This window comes from Pseudomonas fluorescens (assembly GCF_902497895.1).
Taxonomy (GTDB): domain Bacteria; phylum Pseudomonadota; class Gammaproteobacteria; order Pseudomonadales; family Pseudomonadaceae; genus Aquipseudomonas; species Aquipseudomonas fluorescens_BP.
In genome coordinates this window covers 1-17,668 of the sequence record NZ_CABVHQ010000060.1, presented here as the reverse complement: position 1 = coordinate 17,668, position 17,668 = coordinate 1, and the positions used below count along the sequence as shown (strand labels likewise).

Sequence of the window (17,668 nt, the reverse complement as noted above, 5' to 3'; positions counted from 1 at the left end):
TCGAGGAACACCGATGAAAGGCCTTATCGCCGTGATGGCGCTGGTATTGCTCGCAGGTTGCGGCAGCTTGAACCTGTTTGAGTCGCCGCAGCAGGACAGCTGGACGACCTGGAGCTGCGATAGCCAGGCACAAGTGGTCTGGCGCTACACTGACAGCAACCGTACGGAAGTCGATTTACGCCTGGGCGGTGCCGATAAGATCTACCGCCTGAAACTGGAACCCAGCGGCTCCGGCTCGCTGTACAGCAACGACATGTTGGCGTTTCACATAAAAGGTGAGGAAGGCCTGGTTTACTGGGTCGCCACCAATGACTTGATCGGTCGCGGCTGTAAAGCGCTGTAAGCAAATCAGGCGCCGGATACAGAACCTGTGGCGAGGGGACTTGCCCCCGCTGGAGCGCGAAGCGCTCCCAAAGCCAGGCGACGCGGCCCTTCAAGAGGACCGCATCAATAGGTTTTACGACTGCTTCGCAGCCGAACGGGGGCAAGCCCCCTCGCCACAGGGTTCTCGCTGAACCCAGGATTTATGTGTACCGAATTGGCAGTCCGGGCTTGCCCCCGATCTGCAATAACTTGAATAGCAGCCGCCGCTACGGCAGGCTTGCACGATTAACGACCCTCAACCGGGAGATACACACCTAATGGCACTTATCAGCATGCGCCAGATGCTGGACCACGCAGCCGAATACGGCTACGGCGTTCCAGCCTTCAACGTCAACAACCTTGAACAGATGCGCGCCATCATGGAAGCCGCTGACAAGACTGACTCCCCGGTGATCGTCCAGGCTAGTGCCGGTGCGCGCAAATACGCCGGTGCGCCCTTCCTGCGTCACCTGATCCTGGCTGCGATCGAAGAGTTTCCGCACATCCCGGTGTGCATGCACCAGGACCACGGCACCAGTCCTGACGTCTGCCAGCGTTCCATCCAGCTGGGCTTCAGTTCGGTGATGATGGACGGCTCCCTGGGCGAAGACGGCAAGACCCCGACCGACTACGACTACAACGTCCGCGTCACCCAACAGACCGTAGCCATGGCTCACGCCTGCGGCGTCTCGGTAGAGGGCGAGCTGGGTTGCCTGGGGTCGCTGGAAACCGGCATGGCCGGTGAAGAAGACGGCATCGGCGCCGAAGGCGTGCTCGATCACAGCCAGATGCTCACCGATCCGGAAGAAGCCGCTGACTTCGTCAAGCGCACTCAGGTCGACGCCCTGGCCATCGCCATCGGCACCAGCCACGGCGCCTACAAGTTCACCAAGCCACCTACCGGTGACGTGCTGGCCATCGACCGCATCAAAGAAATCCACAAGCGCATCCCTAACACCCACCTGGTGATGCACGGTTCTTCTTCGGTTCCGCAAGAGTGGCTGGCGATCATCAACCAGTACGGCGGCGACATCAAAGAAACCTACGGCGTCCCGGTTGAAGAAATCGTCGAAGGCATCAAGCACGGCGTGCGCAAGATCAACATCGACACCGACCTGCGCCTGGCATCCACCGGTGCGATGCGTCGCCTGATGGCCACCAACCCGAGCGAATTCGACCCACGTAAATTCTTCGGCGCGACCGTGACTGCCATGCGTGACGTGTGTATCGCGCGTTACGAAGCTTTCGGTACTGCAGGCAATGGTTCGAAGATCAAGCCGATTTCTCTGGAAGCGATGTTCCAGCGTTACGCCAAAGGTGAGTTGAACGCCAAGGTTAACTAAGCCTGAGCGTTTAATAGCGTTAATAAAAAACCCGCAGAGATGCGGGTTTTTTTATGGGGCCGGCGAGAGTGACACCAGGGTGGGTGCGCTGTTCCCTGTGGCGAGGGAGCTTGCTCCCGCTCGAGTGCGCAGCACTCGCAAAAACCGGCAGATGCGTTCTAGCTGATAAAACGCGATTGCCGGTTTTGGGCCTGCTGCGCAGGCCAGCGGGGGCAAGCCCCCTCGCCACAAAAGGCCGCATTCGCGCAGGCCCCATCACTATTTGTTGTGATCGATATCCAGCCTGGAGAACGTCGCTTTCCCACCTTCGCTTTTGTAGCCCGTATTGTCCTGCACATAAACCCCGGCCTTGAAGTACAGCGGTTTGTTGCCCCAGGCAGCGCCGATCTGGGTGTCCCACTGATAACCCGCCGCGGCGACGCTCAGGGCGCCGCTGCGGCCGAGGTGGATCCGGTAGGAGAACTCCCTGTCCAGTTTCACGTCCTGGGCGATATTGATCACCCGGCCTTCTTTATCATCGGGGCGCATGCGCACTTTGGCGACGATGTTGCCGCTCTGTGTGCTTTCACTGTATTGGTACTCGACTTTCACCATGGGTCTGGTGCTTTCGTAGGCATGGATCTGGCCAATGACAATCTTGCCCGAGGACGGCACCTGGTTCACCACCAGGGTGGCGCGCAGCAGATTGTCAGCGTCGGGGTAGAGCCAATTGTGCAAGGTGCCGTTGGAGTAGGTTTCGCGTAATTCGGTACGCGGATATTTGGCATTTTCAGTGCGTGTACCGGTCACGGGTGCCCAGAAATACACGGTGCTGCCATCGGAATTGAAGTACTGATCCTTGAAACCACTCACCAGTTTGGAGGTTTCGATGGTCGCCGGGGGGCTGCCGACGGGAACGCTCAGGTTCCAGGATGCCATATCGATCATATTCAAACCTTTTGCTGATTCATGCTGTACGCAAGCAGCCAGAGGCTTTAGCTCGCGCTTTTTGAGGTCGGTCTTTATAAGCGCAGAATTATCCTTTGTTAAGTCCGTCTGGCGGAGAGTTGACGCCAACCTTCTGGCGAAATGCCATCTTCCCCGGTTTTCGGGGGCTGTGGGCCTTACCGTTAGTCGGGTGCCTGAGGGTTTATCAGGATGATGGCGTGATGGCATCTACTGCTTTGGCGCATCCGAGGCTAGAGTGAGGGCTCAGTATTTGTCCGGTTTTCCCTCCGGTTACCAATATGACGCCTTGATAAGAGAAGCAGCATGGAATGCGCGCAATCCAAGCCAGGTGAAGGCCGCTCAGTCCTTTTGATAGTGGATGACTATCCCGAAAATTTGATCAGCATGCGTGCGCTGTTGCAGCGCCAGGACTGGCATGTCATGACGGCAGCTTCCGGGGTCGAAGCACTGGGCTTGTTGCTCGAGCATGAAGTCGACCTGGTGCTACTGGATGTGCAGATGCCCGGCATGGACGGTTTTGAAGTGGCGCGCCTGATGCGTGGCAGCCAACGTACTCAACTGACCCCGATCATTTTCCTCACCGCCAACGAGCAGTCCCAGGCCTCCGTGATCAAGGGCTATGCCAGTGGCGCGGTGGATTACCTGTTCAAGCCGTTCGACCCACAGATTCTCAAACCGAAAGTCCAGGCGTTGCTCGAGCATCAGCGCAATCGTCGGGCCCTGCAGCGTCTGAGTCATGATCTGGAGGTGGCGCGGGCGTTCAATGCCGCGGTGCTGGACAATGCGGCAGAAGGGATTCTGGTGGTGGATGAGGGCGGCCTGATCCGCTTTGCCAACCCGGCGATCTCGCGGTTGCTCAATGCTCCGGTGGCCGAGTTGCAGGGCGCGGAGTTTGTGAGTTTTCTGCAAAATCCCCATGTGCTCAGCTGGATCGATTCAGAGCTTTATACCGGCTACCGCCGCGGTGAAACCTGGCGCTTGCACGATGCCATGTTGCGCACCGCCCCTGGTCAGCAGGTGCCCGTGGCACTCTCGTGCGCGCCGTTGCCGGCCGAGCAGAAAGCCATGGTGGTGACGGTGCTGGATATGTCGGTGGTGCGCCATCTGCATCAGCAACTGGAATTCCAGGCCGTCACCGACCCCTTGACCGGGCTGCTCAACCGCCGTGGGTTCTACCAGACAGTTGAGAGCCTTCTCTTGCGCACCGAGCGTTCGGACACCACGCCGGTGCTGCTGTATCTGGACCTCGATGGCTTCAAGCGGGTCAATGATTCCTTGGGGCACGATGCCGGGGATCGGGTACTGCGCTGGGTGTCCGAGCAATTGAAGGCGTGCTTGCGCTCCGACGATATTCTGGCACGCATGGGGGGCGATGAGTTCACCGCGCTGCTCGATCTGGAATTCCCCGAACAAGCGGCGAAAATATCGGAGAAGCTCCTGGAGCGAGTGTCGATCTGTCAGCAGATCGAGGGTCGGGAATTGACGCTCGGGGTAAGTATCGGGATCGCCACCTACCCGGACTGCGGCTCCAATCTTGATGGCTTGCTGCAGGCTGCCGATATCGCCATGTACGAGGCCAAGCGCGCGGGACGTCAGCAGTATCGATTCTATGATCACGAAATGAACGGCCGCGCCCGTTCGCGCTTGATGCTTGAAGAAAGCGTGCGCTCAGCGATTGAGAACAAGGACTTCAATCTGGTGTACCAGCCTCAGGTGGCGATAGCCGATGGCCGTCTGCGCGGATTCGAAGCGTTACTGCGCTGGCAGCATCCGAGTGTCGGAGATGTACCGCCGGGACTGTTTTTGCCATTACTGGAAGAGGCACGGCTGATCAGCCGTCTGAGCAGCTGGATCTATCAGCAGAGCGCGGCGCAGCGCAGCGCCTGGGGCGGTGTGTTTGGTGACGACCTGGTGCTCTGTGTAAGCCTGAGCGAGACCCAGTTCAGCATGCCAAACCTGGTCGCCGAGTTTCGCCAAGTGCTTGAGCGTTATGGCTTGCAGGCGCACCAGCTGGAAATCGAAGTGACCGAGGACGCACTGATGCAGAATTTCGAGGAGTCGCGCAAACAGTTGCGCCTGCTGCGCAACCTCGGGGTGCGGGTCGCGCTCGATGATTTTGGTGCAGGCAACTGCTCCCTGGCTCACCTGCGCGACTTGGAGCTCGACACCCTCAAGCTTGATCGGCAGCTGATCACCCGCCTGCTCGACTCGCCACGCGATGCCGCGATGGTCCATAGCATTATCGAGCTGTGCAAGCAATTCGGTTTGCAGGTAATCGCCGAAGGAGTGGAAACCCTTGAGCAATTCCAGTGGTTGCAGACCCATGGTTGCGAGTACGTGCAAGGTAGCCTGGTGGCGCAACCGCTGATGGCTTGTGATGCGAGCCGCTTCGCGCAGCCGTTTGACTGGGGCGCGCCGGGAGGCTGAATTCGCTACACTGGTGACCTTTCGTGACTGTGTTGCCCGCTCCCATGACCGCGCTGAAGTACCTCCAGGCTTATCCCGCTGCGCTGCAAGAGCAAGTGCGCCAGCTGATCGCGCAAGATCGGTTGGGCGACTATCTTGGCCAGCGTTATCCCGACAAACATTCGGTGCAGAGCGACAAGGCACTGTACAGCTATGCTTTAGCCTTGAAGCAGGAATACCTGCGTAACGCGCCAGCCATCGACAAAGTGCTGTTCGATAACCGTCTTGACCTGACTCATCGCGCCCTTGGCCTGCATACGGCGATTTCCCGGGTGCAGGGCGGCAAACTCAAGGCCAAGAAGGAAATCCGCATCGCCGCGTTGTTCAAGGAGGCGGCGCCGGAATTTCTGCGCATGATCGTGGTGCATGAACTGGCGCACTTCAAAGAGTCCGATCATAACAAAGCGTTTTATCAGCTCTGCGAGCACATGCTGCCGGGCTACCACCAATTGGAATTCGACCTGCGCGTTTACCTGACTTATCGGGACATGCAGGGCAAGGCTGTTGTGGCCCCGTAGCCGCTACCGAGAGGAGTTTGTGAATGGACGTGAGCAAGACCAAAAGCAGCTTTTATCGGCGCTTGTACGTGGCTTATCTGATCGACAGCCAGTTGGCCAGCAGCGTGCCGGCGATCACTGAAGTCACCGGCATGCCCCGGCGCACGGCGCAGGATACGATTGCCGCGTTGGCGGATCTGGATATCGTCTGCGAATTCGAGCAAAAGGATGGCGCGCGCAACCATGCCGGGCGTTATCAGATCCATAGCTGGGGGGCGATCGATAAGGGTTGGATTACCCAGCACCTGGGACAGGTAAAGGCGGTGCTGGGGTACCCCTGAAGCATACTGTGAGCCTGGTGAGCCTGGTGAGCCTGGTGAGTATTTGTGGCGAGGGGGCTTGCCCCCGCTGGGGCGCGCAGCGGCCCTAAAACGGGCAACCGCGTTGTATCAGATAGAACGCGCGGGATGGTTTTACGACTGCTACGCAGCCGAGCGGGGGCAAGCCCCCTCGCCACAGGTTTAGCGTTCACCTGAAGGCATCTTTAAGCCTTACGCATCCCGATATGCGGAATATCATCTTCAAGAAACTCCTCACCCGCCACGACAAACCCATATCGCCCGTAATAACCCTGCAAATGCGCCTGTGCCGACAGATAGATCGGCACCTCGGGCCAGTGCTTTTCAGCCTGCTTCAAGGCATTGGCCATCAGCTCATGGCCCAGGCCTTTGCCTCGCGCTTCTGGAGCAATCACCACACGGCCGATGACCACGTCACCGCCTTGGGAAGCCGGGTCGAGCAAGCGTAAATAAGCCACCAGTCGATCACCCTCCCAGGCCATCAAATGGCAGGTGTCGCCCTCCAGGTCCTGGCCATCGACGTCCTGATACGCGCATTTCTGCTCGACAATGAAGACTTCCGTGCGCAGTTGCAGAATGGCGTACAACTGGTCCTTGCCCAGATCGCTATGGTGTTTGCAAACCCAATCGATTGTCATCACTTCATCCTGTAGGAGCTCTGCTTCTGATACTAAACGCCATCCAAATGGATGTCTGCTGGCGGCAAGTGTTGTTTATGTGACCGTAATCAAGTTGAGATCATTCATTTTGCTCGGCCCTGTCTTCTTTGTGTAATCTGCTTTGCAGCTCTTCACAATGGCTCTCATGAGCTAATGTCAGAGCCGGAATTGTTGCCGTTGACCGGTACAGGGGTCTTGGAGTTTTGGCTAAAAACACGCTGGGCCGCCCGCCCGCCAAGGATGTTTTAGCATGCCGCGATTGCTTCGAGCCTTTGTATTGATTGGATCGCTCTTGCTGGGTCAGAGCGCTTATGCGCAAAAGTTGCGTCTGGTAGCCGATGCCTGGCCGCCGTTTACCGACTCCACGCTAGTCAATGGCGGGTTAGCCACCGATATTGTCAGTACTGCCCTGGCGCGCGCCGGCTATACCAGTGAGTTCGAGCAAGTGCCTTGGGCCAGAGCCTTGCAGGGGGTTGGCGAGGGGCGTTATGACGTGCTGGTGAATGCCTGGTTCACCGAGGCCAGGACCCATTTGGGGCAGTTTTCCGGGGAATATCTACTCAACCGTGTACGCTTTATCAAACGCAAGGATGAGCCAATCGAATACGACAATTTGCAGCAATTGCATGGGTATCCGATCGCCGTGGTGCGTGGTTATGCCTATTCGTCGGCGTTCGACGAGGATCCTGGCTTGCATAAAATCCCGGTGCACAACTTCTCGATGGCCGTGCGCATGCTGGCTGCCGATCGCGTGAAATTGACTCTGGAAGATGAATACGTCGCGCGCTACTACCTGGCCCGCGAGTCGCCAACGGTGCGCGATTCGGTGGGTTTTTTGCCCAAGCCGCTGAGCGAAAACAGTCTGCACATTCTGGTCAGCCTGAAGAACCCCGAACATCAACAGATCGTCGCCGGTTTCGACCGCGAGATAGCGGCGATGAAGGCCGATGGCAGCTACGACCGGTTGCTCAAGCAGCATGGGATGTAACGTCTTGAAGGGCCGTCGAGGAGTGTCCAGTCACCAGAGCTCTCAAGCCTCGCTCGTATCCTTGATCAAATGCGCCGCCAATGTGCGCAACGGCCCCAGTTGCCGGCAGATCAGCGCCAACTGTGTTTGCACCAACCGTTGACCTTCATCGATTTCGTCGGGCATACGCTCCAGGTCATTGGCCAGGGCTTCTTCCGCATCGCTCTGAATGGCAATGGGCAGTTTGCTCGCCAACCCCTGAGCGATTTCATCGATGCTTGCCGCCAGGCTGACGCCGGCCCCATTGATCAAATGCTCGCGCACCTCGCCTGGTAGCTGGGTTTCCCGGTGGGCGCCGAGGCCCGACAGGTAGCTGAGCAAGGTGTGGGAGAGCACCAGGAAGCGGAAGCCGACGTCAGCTTCCTTTCGAAAATGCCCCGGTTCCATCAGCATATTGGCCAGGGTGGTCGACAGCGCTGCATCGGCGTTGTGGGCATTGCGCCGGGCCAGGCGATAGGTCAGATCGTCGCGCTTGCCGGCCGCGTATTGCTGCATGATTTGCCGCAGGTAGATGCTGTTGCAGGTCAGGGTATTGGCCAGCACCTTGTTCAGGCGGCGCCCCTGCCAGTCCGGCAGGAACAGGAATACCGCCAGGCCGGCAATCAGGCTGCCCAGCAGAGTATCGAACAGTCGCGGTAGTAACAGGCCGTAACCGTCGCCCACCTGGTTGAAGCAGAACAGCACCATGATGGTGATCGCCGCGGTTGCCAGGGTGTAACGGGTAGTACGGTGGATAAAGAACACCACCCCGGCGGCAATCGCGAACAGCGACTGGACCAGAGGGCTCGGGAACAGGTCGAACAGCGCCCAGGCCACGATCAGGCCGATAGCGGTGCCGATGATCCGCTGGCCGAGCTTGCGGCGGGTGGCGCCATAGTTCGGTTGGCAGACGAACAGCGTGGTGAGGATGATCCAGTAACCCTGGGACGGGTGGATCAAATGCACCATACCGTAGCCGATGCTCAGCGCCAGGGGCAAGCGCAGGGCATGCCGGAACAGCAGCGACGTCGGCGTCAGTTGGGTCCGCAGGCGGGTCCAGACGTCCTTGAGGCTGCGTGGCGAACGGTCCAACAGGCTGCTGTCGGTGGCGTCGGCGAGGGTGTCCGGGTTGCTCGCGTCGCTGATCAACCGATCGAGGGTGCCAAGGTTCGCCGCCAGCGCACGCAAGGAACGCAGCAGGCCGCGCCAGGCCGGGTTGTTCTGGGTGCGCAGGTGGTCGAGGGAGGCATGCAGGTCGCTCAGGGCTTCGGCGAAGCTGGCATCGTAGACGAACGGCTGACGCATCTGGATCGACTCCGCCAGCGCCCGGCAGGCCTTGCCTTGTTGGCGCAGCAGGCGCTGGCAGCGAAACAGCACATCGCTGTGGTAGAACGCTTCGGCCAGGGCATTGTAGGGGTAATGGGAGGAGCTGGCGCGTTCGTGGATGTCTTGCGCAAGGAAGTACAGCTTCAGGTAGCGACTGACTTTCGCCCCCGGCCGGCCGTTGCCGACCCGGTGCAGGATGATTTCCTTGGTGGTATTGAGTGCGGCGACGACCCGACCGTTTTGCTGGGCCAGTTCCAGACGCTGTGCTTCGACATCCAGTTGGCGGATCGGCTCGAGCAGCGACGACTTCAGTTTCAGGTAGTACCCCAGTTCCCGGAACAGTCGCGCCAGGCTCTGCTGCACCGGCTGGTTGGAAAACAGCACCTGCCACAGCACCGACAGCAAACCGTACCAGGCTGCGCCGGCCACCAGCAGCACCGGTTCATGCCAGAGGTCAGTGACCTCGCCACCGCGCTGCTCCACGCCAATCATGGTGTAAACCGAGAGAATCAGGGTTGCCGAAGCAATCGCCCCATAACGTTCGCCCAATGCACCGAGCATGGTCAGGCCGAAACTGGCCAGTGCCAGGAATACGACAAAAATCAGCGGGTAGGGAAATAACAATTCGACGGAAAATGCCGCGACGCTGAAGCACACCAGGGTGACGGCCAGGGCATTCAGGCGACCTTGCCAACTGTCGTCGGTCTCGGCCAGGGCGCTGGCGATAATTCCCAGGAACAACGGGATCAGCAAGGCCATTTCATCCAGGTACCAACACAGCGCCATGCTGCCGGTCAAAGCGATGAATACCCGCACGCTGTAGCTGAATTTATCCAGCGCCCAGAGGCGACGCAGAGACTGATGAAACGAGGTCGATGACATGAAGTGCGAGGGCCTTCCGGGGCAATGCAGCTAAATTGAGCCAGTAATGACGACGACGCAATGGCGTCGATCACATCTGACAGCAAAATTTGTACCGTCGTTGAAATACGGAAACACGGTGCCGTGGCTTTGAAACGCGGTCCCATGTAGGAGCTGCCGCAGGCTGCGATCTTTTGATCTTGATCTTCAATCGGTGTCGGGGCCGAAAAGATCGCAGCCTCGCTCCGCTCGACAGCTCCTACAGGGTGGGGTTGTGTCAGGCGTATTGTGCTGCAGCGTAGCCCGAGGCCCAGGCCCACTGGAAGTTGAAACCACCAAGGTGGCCGGTGACGTCCAGCACTTCGCCGATGAAGTACAGGCCAGGGCTTTTCAGCGATTCCATGGTTTTCGACGAGACCTCGCGGGTGTCGACGCCGCCCAGGGTCACTTCCGCGGTGCGATAGCCTTCGGTACCCGCCGGCACCAACTTCCAGCTCGCGAGTCTTTCGGCAATAGCGGCCAATTCAGCGTGGGTGTACTGCTTCATTGGCTTGGAGACGAACCAGGAGTCGGCGAGCAGGTTGGCCATCTTCTTGGTGAAGATCTCGCCGAGCAGGGTTTTCAACTCGCTATTGGGACGTTCGGCCTGTTGCTGCTGCAACCAGCCAGGCACGTCATGATCCGGCAGCAGGTTGATTTCCAGCGTGTCGCCGGATTCCCAATACGAGGAAATCTGCAAAATCGCCGGGCCGCTGAGGCCGCGGTGGGTGAACAGGATATTCTCGCGAAAGCTCTGTTCGTTGCAGCTCACCAGGCAATCCACGGAAGTGCCGGACAGCTCGATGCACAGTTCCTTGAGCTGATCGGTGATGGTGAACGGCACCAGTCCGGCGCGGGTAGGCAGCAGCTCATGACCGAACTGCCTGGCCACCTGATAACCGAAACCGGTGGCGCCCAGCGTCGGGATCGACAGGCCGCCCGTGGCGATCACCAGGGACTCGCAGCTCAACTGGCCCAACGTGGTTTCCAGCAGATAGCCGCTTTCGAGTTTTTCGATGTTCTGCACCGAGGTGTCCAGGTGCAGGCTGACGCCGGCCTGGTCACACTCTTCGAGCAGCATGCCGAGGATGTCGCTGGACTTGTTATCGCAGAACAACTGGCCGAGTTTCTTCTCGTGGTAGGGCACGCCATGCTTGGCCACCAGCCCGATGAAATCCCATTGGGTGTAGCGGGCCAGGGCGGATTTGCAAAAATGCGCGTTCTGCGAGAGAAAATTGTTCGGTTCGGTGTACATGTTGGTGAAATTGCAGCGTCCACCGCCGGACATCAGGATTTTCTTGCCGGCCTTGTTCGCATGGTCGATCAGCATCACTTTGCGCCCACGCCCGGCGGCAGTCAGCGCACACATCAACCCTGCGGCGCCAGCGCCAATGATCACGACTTCGGTAGAGCGCAAAACGGTGTCCTCAGAATAAGCAACCGTAGGAGCTGCCGAAGGCTGCGATCTTTTGATCTTTCGGCGATTTAACTGCCGCACAAAAGCAAGATCAAAAGATCGCAGCCTGCGGCAGCTCCTACAGTTAGATATGTAGCGTAATTACAAAATGCGAACGCGCAACGAGCGGCCTTTGATTTTGCCTTCGCTCAAACGCTGCACAGCCTGCTTGGCCATGCTGCGTTCCACAGCCACATAGGCCTGGAAGTCAAAGATGGCGATTTTGCCGACCTGGGCACCCGGGATGCCGGCATCGCCGGTCAGGGCGCCGAGGATATCGCCTGGGCGAACCTTGTCTTTACGGCCGGCACCGATGCACAGAGTGCTCATGGCCGGCAGCAGCGGGGCGCCGCCCTGGGACTTCAGGTTATCCAGCTGGTCCCAGCTCAGTGGCGATTTCTGCAGCTGCTCGATGGCCTGGGCGCGATGGGCTTCGGACGGCGCGACCAGACTGATCGCAATGCCTTTCTCGCCGGCACGACCGGTACGGCCGACGCGGTGGATGTGGATTTCCGAGTCGCGGGCCAGCTCGACGTTGACCACCATGTCCAACGCATCGATGTCCAGGCCGCGAGCGGCGACGTCGGTGGCGACCAGTACCGAGGTGCTGCGGTTGGCGAACATCGCCAGCACTTGATCGCGATCGCGCTGCTCCAGGTCGCCATGCAGACCGACGGCGGAAATGCCTTTGGCGGTCAGATGGTCAACGGTTTCCTGGACCTGCTGCTTGGTGAAGCAGAAAGCCACGGTGGATTGCGGACGGAAATGCGCGAGAACTTTGATAACCGCGTCCATGCGCTCTTCCGGCGAGATCTCGTAGAAACGCTGCTCGATCTGGCTGTCGGCGTGCATCGCCTCGGACTTCACTTGCTGCGGGTTGCGCATGAACTTCGATGCCAGTTGCTTGATGCCCACCGGGTAGGTGGCGGAGAACAGCAGGGTCTGACGACGCTCCGGGGTCTGGGCGATGATTTCTTCGATAGAATCGTAGAAACCCATGTCGAGCATGCGGTCGGCTTCGTCGAGGATCAGGGTGTTCAAGCCGTCGAGTTTCAGCGAGCCCTTGCGCAGGTGCTGCTGGATGCGCCCCGGGGTGCCGACAATGATGTGCGCGCCGTGCTCAAGCGAACCGATCTGCGGGCCGAATGACACGCCGCCGCACAGGGTCAGGACCTTGATGTTGTCTTCGGAGCGGGCCAGACGACGGATTTCCTTGGCGACCTGGTCAGCCAGCTCACGCGTCGGGCAAATGACCAGTGCCTGGCAACCGAAGAAGCGCGGATTGATCGGGTTCAGCAGGCCGATACCAAAGGCCGCGGTCTTGCCGCTGCCGGTCTTGGCCTGGGCGATCAGATCCATCCCTTTGAGGATCACCGGCAAGCTTTGCGCCTGGATCGGCGTCATCTGGGCATAACCGAGGGAGTCGAGGTTAGCCAGCATGGCAGCGGACAGCGGCAAAGTATTAAAAGCGGTGGCAATGGTGGTCACGGGACTGGCCTGCAAAACAAAATGTCGCGCAGTGTACCAGTCCCCAGCATTTTCCCTGCAAGTTCTGGACGAAAAGTAGCCAGGTCAGGGACCTTTTGTCAGAAATCAGGGCTCGATGTGCTCCTGTGGGCGCCGAATGCGCCTGCCGTCCGTGGGCGACAGCTGGGAAAAGATCGCCGCGGCCAGCATCGCCATGATGCCCACGGTCAGGAAGGTCAGCTGAAACGCCTCCAGCACAGTGTTCACGCCGTCGTTGCCGGCCTGCGCGGTAAAGCCCCCCAAAAGGGCGCCGGCGCAGGCCACTCCCAGGCTCAAGGATAATTGTGCGACCACCGACAGCAGGCTGTTGCCGCTGCTGGCGCTGGCGTCGTCCAGGTCGATCAGGGTCACGGTGTTCATGGCGGTGAACTGCAAGGAGTTGATCGCGCCCAGTATGGCGAGCTGAAACAACAGTAACCAGTAAGGCGTCTGCTCGCTGACCAGGCCCATGCTGGCGAGCATCAGGCCGAGCGCCAGGGTGTTGCCAGTGAGGACGATGCGATAGCCAAAGCGCTCGATCAACGGCCGGGCGACGGATTTGGCGATCATCGCCGCCGCCGCCAGCGGCAGCATGCTCATCCCGGCCTGGGACGGTGAATAACCCAGGGCGATCTGCAGCAGCAGCGGCACCAGGAACGGCAAGGCGCCGCTGCCCAGGCGGGCGAACAGATTGCCGAGGATGCCCACGGCAAAGGTCCGGGTCTTGAACAGCGAGGGTGCAAACAGCGGATTGTCGACGTGCCCGGCGCGCAGCCAGTACGACGCGAGGCAGGCCATGCCGGCGAACAGCAGCAACATCACCCGCAGGTGCGGCAAATGCAGTTCGCCGAGACCTTCCATGGCGATGGTGATCAACACCATGGCCGCGCCGAACAGCACAAAGCCCACGCCGTCGAAGCGCGTGCGCTTGCTGCCGCGCAGGTCGGGAATGAAGCGCCACACCGCATAGCAACCGAGCATGCCGACCGGCAGGTTGATCAGGAAGATCCAGTGCCAGGTCAGGTATTGCACCATCCAGCCGCCCATGGTCGGGCCGAGCAGCGGCCCGAGCAAGCCGGGGATGGTGATGAAACCCATGATTCGCACCAGGTCCGAGCGCGGGTAGGCCCGCAGCACCACCAGCCTGCCCACCGGCAGCATCAGCGCGCCGCCGAGGCCTTGCACGACCCGGGCGCCGATCAACATGCTCAAGGAGCTCGACAGCGCGCAAAGCAGCGAGCCGAGGCTGAACAGCAGAATCGCGCTGAAGAATATCTTTTTGGTGCCGAAGCGGTCGGCGATCCAGCCCGAAGCGGGAATCAACAGGGCCACGGTGAGCATGTAGGCGATGATTACGCCTTGCATGCGCAGCGGGTCTTCCGCCAGATCCCTGGCCATGGCGGGTAACGCGGTATTGAGGATCGTCCCGTCGAGGGACTGCATGAAAAACGCGATGGCTACCACCCAGGGCACCCAGTAGGCGGTTGTAGCGTCGAGAGCCGGGCGGTCGGGCATGGGACCTCTTGTGGGTGTGAGTCTGTTGTTTTCGTGTGTGCCTTTGAAAAGATCGCAGCCTGCGGCAGCTCCTACCCGTTGTGGGTGTACCCGGTCGGCGTAGGAGCTGCCGCAGGCTGCGATCTTTCACGGTGTCACAGGGTCAAGGTGAGTCGGCTGACCAGCGCTCCGGGCAGCAGCGCCGAGGCGGTTTGCCGCTGGCTGTAGGTACTGGCCGACAGGATCAGTTCCCGTTCGCGGGTCAGCGCCTCCAGTTGCGAACCGAGCAGGCTGTAGGCGCTGTCGTCGAAGCGCATGGTGCTGACCGGCGCCTGGATCTCGCCGTTTTCCACCCAGAAGGTGGCGAAGCGGGTCATGCCGGTCAGGCGTGCGGCTGGCTGGTCCGAGTAGTTGAGGTACCAGAGGTTGCTGATGTACAGGCCTGTTCCCAACCGCTTGAGAATCTCTTCCTGCACCAGCGAACCCGACGCCATATTCAACGCACTCGGCGATTCGCCGCCACTGGCACCATTGGCGCTGAGGCCGTATTCGGCGGCGCTGCGCGAGTTGATCAGTTGCGCGTCGGCCTTGCCGGCGTTGATCAGCGTCAGATCGCTGCGCGGATAGCCTTCATTGGAGAATGCCGGACTCAACGACCCGGTGACTTTTTCATCAAGGGATACCAAGGGGCTGAAATGGCTTTCGCCGCCGTACAGCCGCTGCAGAGGACTGTTCTTGCTGGCAATCGACTGCGCCGAGAAACCACCCCAGCAGAGCATGCCGATGATTTCCTCGAGGGCCGCCGGGGCGAGGTAGGCGCGGTATTGCCCTGGCGCCAGGGTGCGCAGTGGCCGGCTCAGGTAGTCCAACTGTTCGCGGGCTTGCTCAAAGCGCTTGGCAAAACCCGCGCTGCTCCAGTCATGTCCGGCGTAGCTGGCTTTCACCGCCTGGCCATTGGCGTGGAACAGGCTGAAATCGAAGTTGAAACTGTTGGCCTGGTGCCAGCCGAACGCTCCGGCGGAACTGGCAAAGCCACGGCTGATGGGACCGGCGGCATAAAAACCGACCAGATCGAGTCCTTCAGCGGCGCGAGCGATTTCGGCGACCACCTGCCCGGTGTCCGGTAGCGGGTGATCCTGCACATTCTTGCTCTGCCAGCCGGTGTGATTGAGCAGCAGGTACGGGTCCTGCGGCAACAATGGCAAGGTTTCGCGCAGCTGCTCCAGGCCCTCGGCCAAGCGTCGGCGATCGACTTGCGGGTCGCCTGCCAGGGTGATGCCGAGGTCCGCGTGACGTCCGTCGTTGATCAGCTTGAAACTCAGGCTGGCCTGCTGCACATGCCCGGCCTGACGCACCTTGGCGTGATTGAAACGGATGAAGTCCGAGGACTCGGCATCGTAGCCGAGGGTGAACTGTTCCGGCTCGCGCAGGTTGCCGCGCAGCCAATCGACCAGTGTCTGAAATTGTTCGGCCTGACTCATGGCAGTACTCATCAGGCATCTCCTCCAAACACATCAACGTTGCTGAACACACAGGCCGGCGACGCATGGCCGACCCGGATCACTTGATTCGGCTCGCCCTTGCCGCAGTTCGGCGTGCCGAGGACCTTGAAGGTGCTGGCGTCGCCGACGGCGCTGAGGTTGCGCCAGAACTGTGCGGAAATCGCCCGGTAGTTGGGGTTCTTGACCACGCCTTTGAGTTCGCCGTTTTCGATCAACTGGCCCCATTCGCAGCCGAACTGGAATTTGTTGCGCGCATCGTCGATCGACCAGGAGCGGTTGGTCGACATCAGCACACCGTGCTCGATGCCGCCGATCAGTTGGTCCAGCGATTGATCGCCCGGCTCGATGTTCAGGTTGGCCATGCGATCGATCGGCGGACGGTTCCAGCCGCAGGCGCGGCTGTTGGCGACGCCGTCGAGACCCGAACGGTATTGCGACAGCGCGCCACCCAATGGGCGCAGCAACAGCCCTTCGCGGATCAGCAATTGTTTGCTCGCGGCTGTGCCGTCGTCGTCATGAGCGTAGCTGGCGAGCTGTTCGGGGATGTCCGGGTCGAAGGTCACATTGAGCAGTTTCGAACCGTATTGCAGGCTGCCGAAGTCGCTGGCTTTGACGAAACTGGTGCCGGCGTAATTGCGTTCGTCGCCGAGAATCCGGTCCAGTTCCAGCGGGTGGCCGATGGACTCGTGGATCTGCAGCATCATCTGGTCCGGCATCAACAGCAGGTCACGCGGGCCTTGTGGGGTGTTCGGCGCCAGCAGCAGTTGCAGGGCCTGGTCGGCGACTTTGGGGCCAGCACCCACCAGCCCGCAGCGGTCGACTACGTCAAAGCCACCTTGCTGGCCGAAGTTCTCGCGGCCCAGGCTGCGGGTCTGGCTGTCATTGCCGTCGTAGGCGGTGACCTCCAGGCTCGGGTAGACGAAGCGCTGGGCCTGGCGCAGTTCGGCACCGGCGCTATTGAGGTAGATCTGCTCGACGTGAGTGATACCGATGCTCACTTCCCAGTTCACCAGCCGTTCGTCTTCAGGGACGGCGGCGGACTCGTCGCCGAGCAATTGATAGCAATCGCCGAGGGACGGCAAGGGTTGCTCGAGGTTCGGCGAAAGGTAATCGGCGCGCTCGCTGGACACTGGCTGTTGGCGCAGGTCGAGCAGGGCGTGGGCGGCGATCAACCGGGCTTGCTGTTCGGCCCGTTCGAGGGCGGCTTGCAGGCCGGTTTGGGACAGGTCGTTGGTCGCGGCGTAGGCTTCGACGCCATTGACTCGCGCGGTCAGCATCGCGCCTTCGTCACGGCCAAGGTGTGGAGGCTTCGCTACGTTCTTGCGCACCGACAGGTACTGGCCCGACTCGCGCACATAGCGCAGCGAAAAGAACTCGGCGCCTGTGCGCAAGGCAGCGAAGCGTTGTTTGAGCTGGGGGTGGAAATCGAACATTCGGGGACCTCCTTGTGATGGAGTGGCGGCAGTGAGAACCACCCCTCACCCTAGCCCTCTCCCCAGGAGGGAGAGGGGACTGACCGTGATTTTCTGACGAAGTACTGCGACCTGAGAGACCGAGCCGAGCTCAGGTTTAAAGCGTTCAGATACACTGCGTCGAACTCAGATTTTGAAGAGCATGGAGATCCGCTCCCTTTCCCCCTCTCCCCTTTGGGCATAGGTATCTACACATCTCGTTGGCCGAACACCCTACCTGTGGCGAGGGGGCTTGCCCCCGCTGGGTCGCGAAGCGGCCCTAAAACCGGCAATCGCGGTTTTCCAGGTAGTACGCATCCGCCGGTTTTACGACTGCTGCGCAGCCGAGCGGGGCGGTGCGGCGTTCCGACAAGCCCCCTCGCCACAGTATT

14 protein-coding genes are annotated in these 17,668 nt (G+C 60.3%); 6 read left to right on the top strand and 8 right to left on the bottom strand.

The genetic code is table 11. From position 1 onward, the window contains the following. Positions 1 to 13: 13 nt before the first annotated feature. Positions 14 to 343 carry an MliC family protein gene (locus F8N21_RS23755; protein WP_150644441.1) on the top strand — a complete coding sequence of 110 codons (330 nt, stop codon included), beginning with the start codon at positions 14 to 16 and terminating at the stop codon, positions 341 to 343. A 298-nt stretch (positions 344 to 641) separates the two neighbouring features. Further along, complete coding sequence (fba, locus tag F8N21_RS23745) at positions 642 to 1,706, top strand: class II fructose-bisphosphate aldolase (RefSeq protein WP_150644440.1); 1,065 nt, start codon at positions 642 to 644, stop codon at positions 1,704 to 1,706. A 258-nt stretch (positions 1,707 to 1,964) separates the two neighbouring features. Here the strand turns inward: fba and F8N21_RS23740 are convergent, their stop codons facing one another. Then, positions 1,965 to 2,633, bottom strand: coding sequence for a polysaccharide lyase family 7 protein (locus tag F8N21_RS23740; RefSeq protein ID WP_150644439.1), 669 nt, complete (start codon positions 2,631 to 2,633; stop codon positions 1,965 to 1,967). Positions 2,634 to 2,957: 324 nt separating this feature from the next. Between F8N21_RS23740 and F8N21_RS23735 the strand changes: the two genes are divergently transcribed. Genes F8N21_RS23735 through F8N21_RS23725 form a run of 3 tightly spaced genes read left to right on the top strand, consistent with a single transcriptional unit; the run spans position 2,958 to position 5,958 of the window. Next, entirely contained in the window at positions 2,958 to 5,081 is a 2,124-nt protein-coding gene (locus tag F8N21_RS23735) for a putative bifunctional diguanylate cyclase/phosphodiesterase (protein WP_150644438.1), read from the top strand. A gap of 44 nt (positions 5,082 to 5,125) precedes the next feature. Next, a complete protein-coding gene (locus F8N21_RS23730; RefSeq protein WP_150644459.1) occupies positions 5,126 to 5,638 on the top strand; it encodes a M48 family metallopeptidase in 513 nt (170 codons plus the stop codon). 23 nt (positions 5,639 to 5,661) lie between these two features. After that, positions 5,662 to 5,958: a winged helix-turn-helix domain-containing protein gene (locus F8N21_RS23725; RefSeq protein ID WP_150644437.1), complete on the top strand. Its 297-nt coding sequence runs from the start codon at positions 5,662 to 5,664 to the stop codon at positions 5,956 to 5,958. A 203-nt stretch (positions 5,959 to 6,161) separates the two neighbouring features. Here F8N21_RS23725 and F8N21_RS23720 read toward each other — a convergent pair whose 3' ends face one another. Then, positions 6,162 to 6,614, bottom strand: a complete 453-nt coding sequence (locus F8N21_RS23720) for a GNAT family N-acetyltransferase (protein ID WP_150644436.1) — start codon at positions 6,612 to 6,614, stop codon at positions 6,162 to 6,164. Between the two features lie 271 nt (positions 6,615 to 6,885). Here F8N21_RS23720 and F8N21_RS23715 point away from each other — a divergent pair, with 271 nt between their 5' ends. Continuing rightward, positions 6,886 to 7,623, top strand: a complete 738-nt coding sequence (locus F8N21_RS23715) for a substrate-binding periplasmic protein (RefSeq protein WP_150644435.1) — start codon at positions 6,886 to 6,888, stop codon at positions 7,621 to 7,623. A 42-nt stretch (positions 7,624 to 7,665) separates the two neighbouring features. Here the strand turns inward: F8N21_RS23715 and yccS are convergent, their stop codons facing one another. From yccS to F8N21_RS23685, 6 genes are all read right to left on the bottom strand, one after another. Then, positions 7,666 to 9,849 (bottom strand): YccS family putative transporter, encoded by a 2,184-nt coding sequence (gene yccS, locus F8N21_RS23710; protein ID WP_150644434.1) that lies wholly within the window; start codon positions 9,847 to 9,849, stop codon positions 7,666 to 7,668. 256 nt (positions 9,850 to 10,105) lie between these two features. After that, a complete protein-coding gene (locus F8N21_RS23705) occupies positions 10,106 to 11,284 on the bottom strand; it encodes an NAD(P)/FAD-dependent oxidoreductase (protein ID WP_150644433.1) in 1,179 nt (392 codons plus the stop codon). A 141-nt stretch (positions 11,285 to 11,425) separates the two neighbouring features. Further along, positions 11,426 to 12,763: an ATP-dependent RNA helicase DbpA gene (gene dbpA, locus F8N21_RS23700; RefSeq protein WP_263597309.1), complete on the bottom strand. Its 1,338-nt coding sequence runs from the start codon at positions 12,761 to 12,763 to the stop codon at positions 11,426 to 11,428. Between the two features lie 153 nt (positions 12,764 to 12,916). Further along, positions 12,917 to 14,344, bottom strand: a complete 1,428-nt coding sequence (gene mdtD, locus F8N21_RS23695) for a multidrug transporter subunit MdtD (RefSeq protein WP_150644431.1) — start codon at positions 14,342 to 14,344, stop codon at positions 12,917 to 12,919. A 134-nt stretch (positions 14,345 to 14,478) separates the two neighbouring features. Then, positions 14,479 to 15,816 (bottom strand): TldD/PmbA family protein, encoded by a 1,338-nt coding sequence (locus F8N21_RS23690; protein ID WP_150644430.1) that lies wholly within the window; start codon positions 15,814 to 15,816, stop codon positions 14,479 to 14,481. Beyond that, positions 15,816 to 17,258: a TldD/PmbA family protein gene (locus F8N21_RS23685; RefSeq protein WP_150644429.1), complete on the bottom strand. Its 1,443-nt coding sequence runs from the start codon at positions 17,256 to 17,258 to the stop codon at positions 15,816 to 15,818. Before F8N21_RS23685 ends, F8N21_RS23690 begins: the two co-directional genes overlap by 1 nt. Positions 17,259 to 17,668 lie beyond the last annotated feature (410 nt).

Bases quoted from the DNA above. Each gene is read 5' to 3' on its own strand.
- yccS (WP_150644434.1), bottom strand. From the start codon at position 9,849: ATGTCATCGACCTCGTTTCATCAGTCTCTGCGTCGCCTCTGGGCGCTG.
- F8N21_RS23685 (WP_150644429.1), bottom strand. From the start codon at position 17,258: ATGTTCGATTTCCACCCCCAGCTCAAACAACGCTTCGCTGCCTTGCGC.
- F8N21_RS23755 (WP_150644441.1), top strand. From the start codon at position 14: ATGAAAGGCCTTATCGCCGTGATGGCGCTGGTATTGCTCGCAGGTTGC.
- F8N21_RS23735 (WP_150644438.1), top strand. From the start codon at position 2,958: ATGGAATGCGCGCAATCCAAGCCAGGTGAAGGCCGCTCAGTCCTTTTG.
- F8N21_RS23725 (WP_150644437.1), top strand. From the start codon at position 5,662: ATGGACGTGAGCAAGACCAAAAGCAGCTTTTATCGGCGCTTGTACGTG.
- mdtD (WP_150644431.1), bottom strand. From the start codon at position 14,344: ATGCCCGACCGCCCGGCTCTCGACGCTACAACCGCCTACTGGGTGCCC.
- F8N21_RS23740 (WP_150644439.1), bottom strand. From the start codon at position 2,633: ATGATCGATATGGCATCCTGGAACCTGAGCGTTCCCGTCGGCAGCCCC.
- dbpA (WP_263597309.1), bottom strand. From the start codon at position 12,763: ATGCTGGCTAACCTCGACTCCCTCGGTTATGCCCAGATGACGCCGATC.
- F8N21_RS23690 (WP_150644430.1), bottom strand. From the start codon at position 15,816: ATGAGTACTGCCATGAGTCAGGCCGAACAATTTCAGACACTGGTCGAT.
- F8N21_RS23715 (WP_150644435.1), top strand. From the start codon at position 6,886: ATGCCGCGATTGCTTCGAGCCTTTGTATTGATTGGATCGCTCTTGCTG.
- F8N21_RS23730 (WP_150644459.1), top strand. From the start codon at position 5,126: ATGACCGCGCTGAAGTACCTCCAGGCTTATCCCGCTGCGCTGCAAGAG.
- F8N21_RS23720 (WP_150644436.1), bottom strand. From the start codon at position 6,614: ATGACAATCGATTGGGTTTGCAAACACCATAGCGATCTGGGCAAGGAC.
- fba (WP_150644440.1), top strand. From the start codon at position 642: ATGGCACTTATCAGCATGCGCCAGATGCTGGACCACGCAGCCGAATAC.